Raw genomic sequence first — 4,191 nt, 5'->3', positions numbered from 1 at the left:
GACCCACATACCGCAACTGCCCATCAGCACCCCACCACACCAAATCCCCAGTGCGATACATCCGCTGACCCGCGGCCCCATACGGGCACGCCACAAACCGCGACGCCGACAACGACGCCCGGCCCACATACCCATAACCCACACCCGAACCAGCCACATACAACTCACCGACCACCCCGACCGGCACCTCACGCAACCAACCATCGAGCACGAAGAAACCCAGGTGCGCCAGCGGCACTCCAACGGGGCTGACCGTGCCCTGGGCATCGGCGGCGACGATCTCCCGGAACGAGGCATGCACCGTCGTCTCGGTAGTGCCATACAGATTCAACAGCCGCGGCAACCCCGGATGCCGATCGAGCCACCCGCTAAGACGCGACGGCTCCAACGCCTCCCCGGCGAACAGCACGGCCTCCAAGGCGAGTTGACCCGCCAACTCCGGTGCCAACCCATCAGCGGCCTGCAACGCATAAAACGCTGACGGGGTCTGACTCAACACACCAACCCGCTCCGCGACGAGCAGCGCAAGGAAATCCTCCGGCGAGCGGGCCACGTCCTCCGGCACCACCACCAACCGACCGCCGTGCAGCAGGGCCCCCCACATCTCACACACCGAAACGTCGAACGCCAACGAATGCCACAGCGACCACACCCGCCCGGCCAGTTCCATCCCAGTGCCCAAAGCCCCCAACAACCCAGCCACATTGCGGTGCGAAATCGCCACCCCCTTGGGGACACCGGTGGTGCCCGAGGTGTAGATCAGGTACGCGATGTCATCCGCCGACGGCCCCACCCCCGGTAGCGCGTCGGCGGGCTGGGCATCGACAGCGGAGTCCTCGATATCGATGACCAAGACGTCGTGATCCGCCAGCCGCGCCCGCAACCCCGCGGTGGTCAACGCGACCGCCGGCGCGGCATCAGCGAGCACAAACCCGATCCGCGCATCCGGATGCGCCGGATCAATCGGCACATACGCCGCCCCGCACTTGAGCACACCCACGATCGCGATGATCGCCTCAGCCGAACGAGACGCCAACAACGCCACCCGCTGGCCCGGACCCACCCCATGCGCAATCAACAAGTGCGCGAACCGGTTCGACGCCTCATCCAACTCCCGATACGTCCACGAACGACCCCCGAAGCTCAGCGCCACCGCCCCCGGAACGCGGCCCACCTGCGCAGCGAACAACTCCGGAATCGATACCGAAACCGGTGCCGGCGCAGCCAAAACCGCCCCATTACTCCAGTCCTCCAGGCGGGCGTGTTCGACCGCATCGAGCAGGTCGATGGACGACAACGGCTGCTCCGGATCGGCCGTCATTGCCAACAGCACCGTCTGCAACCGCTCGACCAACGCCGCGCTACTGGCCGCATCGAAGACCTCGGTGTCGTATTCGACGCGGATCGCGAGCTCGGCGCCGGGTGCCGCCATCACGGCAAGTGGGTAGTGGTTGTGCTCACGCGAGGTGAAGCCGGTTATCGCCAACTCGTGCTCGCCGGACAAGGCGGCGGTGTCCACCGGGTAGTTCTCGTACACGAACAGGGTGTCGAATAGGTGGTCGTGGCCGGTGGCACGGTGGATCTCGTTGAGTGCCAGGTGCTGGTGTTCGAGGGTTTGGTTGTGAAGGGCCTGTAGCTGTTTGATCAGCTCGATGGTGGTGGTTTTCGCCGTCATGGTCGCGCGCACCGGAACGGTATTGAGCAGCAACGCGATCATCGACTCTGCGCCGACCACTTCTGTCGTTCGCCCGGAAACCGCGGTGCCGAAGACCACATCGTGCTGACCCGTCAGCCCGCACAGCAACTGCGCAAAGACGGCCTGTAGCACGAGGTTGACGGTGGCGTGCTGAGCGCGTGCCAGCTCGCCAAGCGCATGCGTGCGCTGTTCACTCAGTTTGAATGTGGCAACGCCTCGATGTCCCAGTTCCAATCGTCCCGGCGAGCCCACCAGAGTCGGCGTTTCAAACCCAGCCAGCACGTCACGCCAGGCCGCGCGTGCAGCTTCCAGGTCTCGCTCGTCGAGCCACTTGATGAAGCTGCGGTACGACGGGGCAGCGGGCAACGGTTGACCGTAATAGCCTGCGATTATTTCCTGGAGCAAAATGGGCGTCGACCAGCCGTCCATCACGATGTGGTGATTGGTGATCACGACTCGGTGCTGCTCTAGCCCAGTGCGGATCAACGCTGTGCGAAACGCCGGCGGATCGGTCAGATCGCGTACCGCGGCGCGCTCGACGGCGCATACCCGCTGTACCTGTTCTTCAATATCCACATCGTCCGCGTCCAACTCGACAACTCGCCACGCCGCCACTGGATCGGCGGGGATGATCTGCACGGGGTGGTCGAACTCCGTGCAGAATCGGGCAGCCAGATGCGGATGGCGAGTTATCACCGCGTGTACTGCATCGCGCAGCCGGTTCGGATCCAGTGGGCCAGTGATCGTGATCTCCAGCTGCACCGCATACACATCATCGTCGCTCTGCGCAGTGGTGGCATGGAACAGCAGCCCTTGTTGCAACGGGGTCAACGGCAGTACATCAGCCACTGTGTACTGCCGGCACAGCTCATCGATCTGCTCCTGGCTCAACCGAGCCGGAGCGAGATCCGATGGGCTCCATCCGCCTCCGCCTGCGCCCACCAACGCGCACATCCCGCTCAGCGCTTCGAACCACAACCGGCTCAACCGCTGCACCTGCGCATGATCAAGCGCCGACCGGGCCCAGGTCCACGTCGCATGCAGCTGCGGCCCGGTGTCGGTATCCGCAGTGGCGGCATTGAGTTCGACGGTGTGCATCAATGGCATCGGTATTTCTTCGACCGCGCCGATACTCGACAGGCCGTCACTGCTGATCTGCCATAGTTCATTGGAGAGTTCGGCTGCCGCACCTAACCGACCCAAGTAGTTGAACCCGATCACCGGATCGGCCCCGGCCAGGTCGGCCTCGGCATTCAGGTACCGCAGTAACCCGTAAGTCAGACCGTCCGGCATGCCGCGCAACTGTTCCTTGGCGTCCTTGATGATCGCCTCCAGCGCGGAATCCCCGGCGTTCACATGTGCCCATTCGAGGCCACCCACCGCCAATGCCACCGGGTATTTGGTGGTGAACCACCCCACCGTGCGCGTCAGGTCTAACCCGGCGGCCAGTTCCTCATCGCGGCCGTGGCTTTCTACATCGATACCGACCGGCGCGGCACCGGCATTCAGGAACTCTGCGACCGCCAGGGCAAAACCGATGACCAGGATCTCGTGCACTCCGGCATGGAACGCCGTTGGCACCGGCCCCAGCAGCATTCGCGTGGTCTCGACGTCCAACTGCGTCGACAACTTTCCAGCTGTGGCGAACGTGTCCGTGGGTTGCACAGCAGGCAACGCGACTTGCGTCGCCACCACCTCGCGCCACGCGTCCACTTGGGCCATGACCTCAGGTGCGTGGGCGTACTCGGCGAGCAGCGCCGACCAGCGAACAAACGATGTCCCCACCGCCGCCAGGGCGATCGGCTGCCCACTGTGGTGTTGCGCCCAGGCAATGTTGAGGTCTTCCAACAGAATTCGCCACGACACCCCGTCGATGGCCAGGTGGTGGACGATCAACACCAACTGCCTGGTGCTAGCGGTCCAGAGTGCGCTGAGCATCAATCCGCTGGCAGGATTCAAGCGCGACCGCGCAGCCACTAACGCATGCTCGTCCAGCACATCGACGGTCTGTAGGCATTCGGTCGCCCGGACCGAGCCCACCTCGGGCACAGTCAGCGCCCATCCCCCAGCACCGTCGTCATCGACGTGCAGCCGCAACATGGCATGCCGGTCCAGCAACGCCTGCAACACCACCACGACGTCGGCCTCGGCCACCCCGGCCGGGGCCTGCACCATCATGGTCTGATTGAATTGATCCACCGGACCGTCCACGCCTTGCAGCCAGCGCATGATCGGGGTGGCCACGACCGGTCCGAGACCCTCGTCGACAACCCCGGTTTCACCGTCGACAACCTGGGCCACCCGCGCCAGCCGTGCCACCGTCTGCTCGACGAAGACGTCACGCGGTCGGCACAACAGACCAGCTGCTCGGGCCCGTGCCACCACTTGCATCGACAGGATGCTGTCGCCGCCGAGTTCGAAGAAGGAGTCGTCGGCTCCGACGCGGTCGAGTCCGAGTACCTGGGCGTAGATACCGGCCAGGATTTCTTCGGTGG

The 4,191-nt window shown here is 64.5% G+C and carries 1 protein-coding gene; it reads right to left on the bottom strand.

The window, feature by feature from the left end; all coding sequences use genetic code 11:
* Positions 1-4,191: non-ribosomal peptide synthetase (locus tag A5650_RS04955; protein WP_156744012.1), on the bottom strand; the 4,191-nt coding region annotated here is incomplete at both ends.

The sequence above is a fragment of the Mycobacterium sp. 1164985.4 genome (assembly GCF_001668575.1).
Taxonomy (GTDB): Bacteria; Actinomycetota; Actinomycetes; order Mycobacteriales; family Mycobacteriaceae; genus Mycobacterium.
Note: the sequence above shows the minus strand (reverse complement) of the source record. Positions and strands in the feature narration are given on the sequence as shown.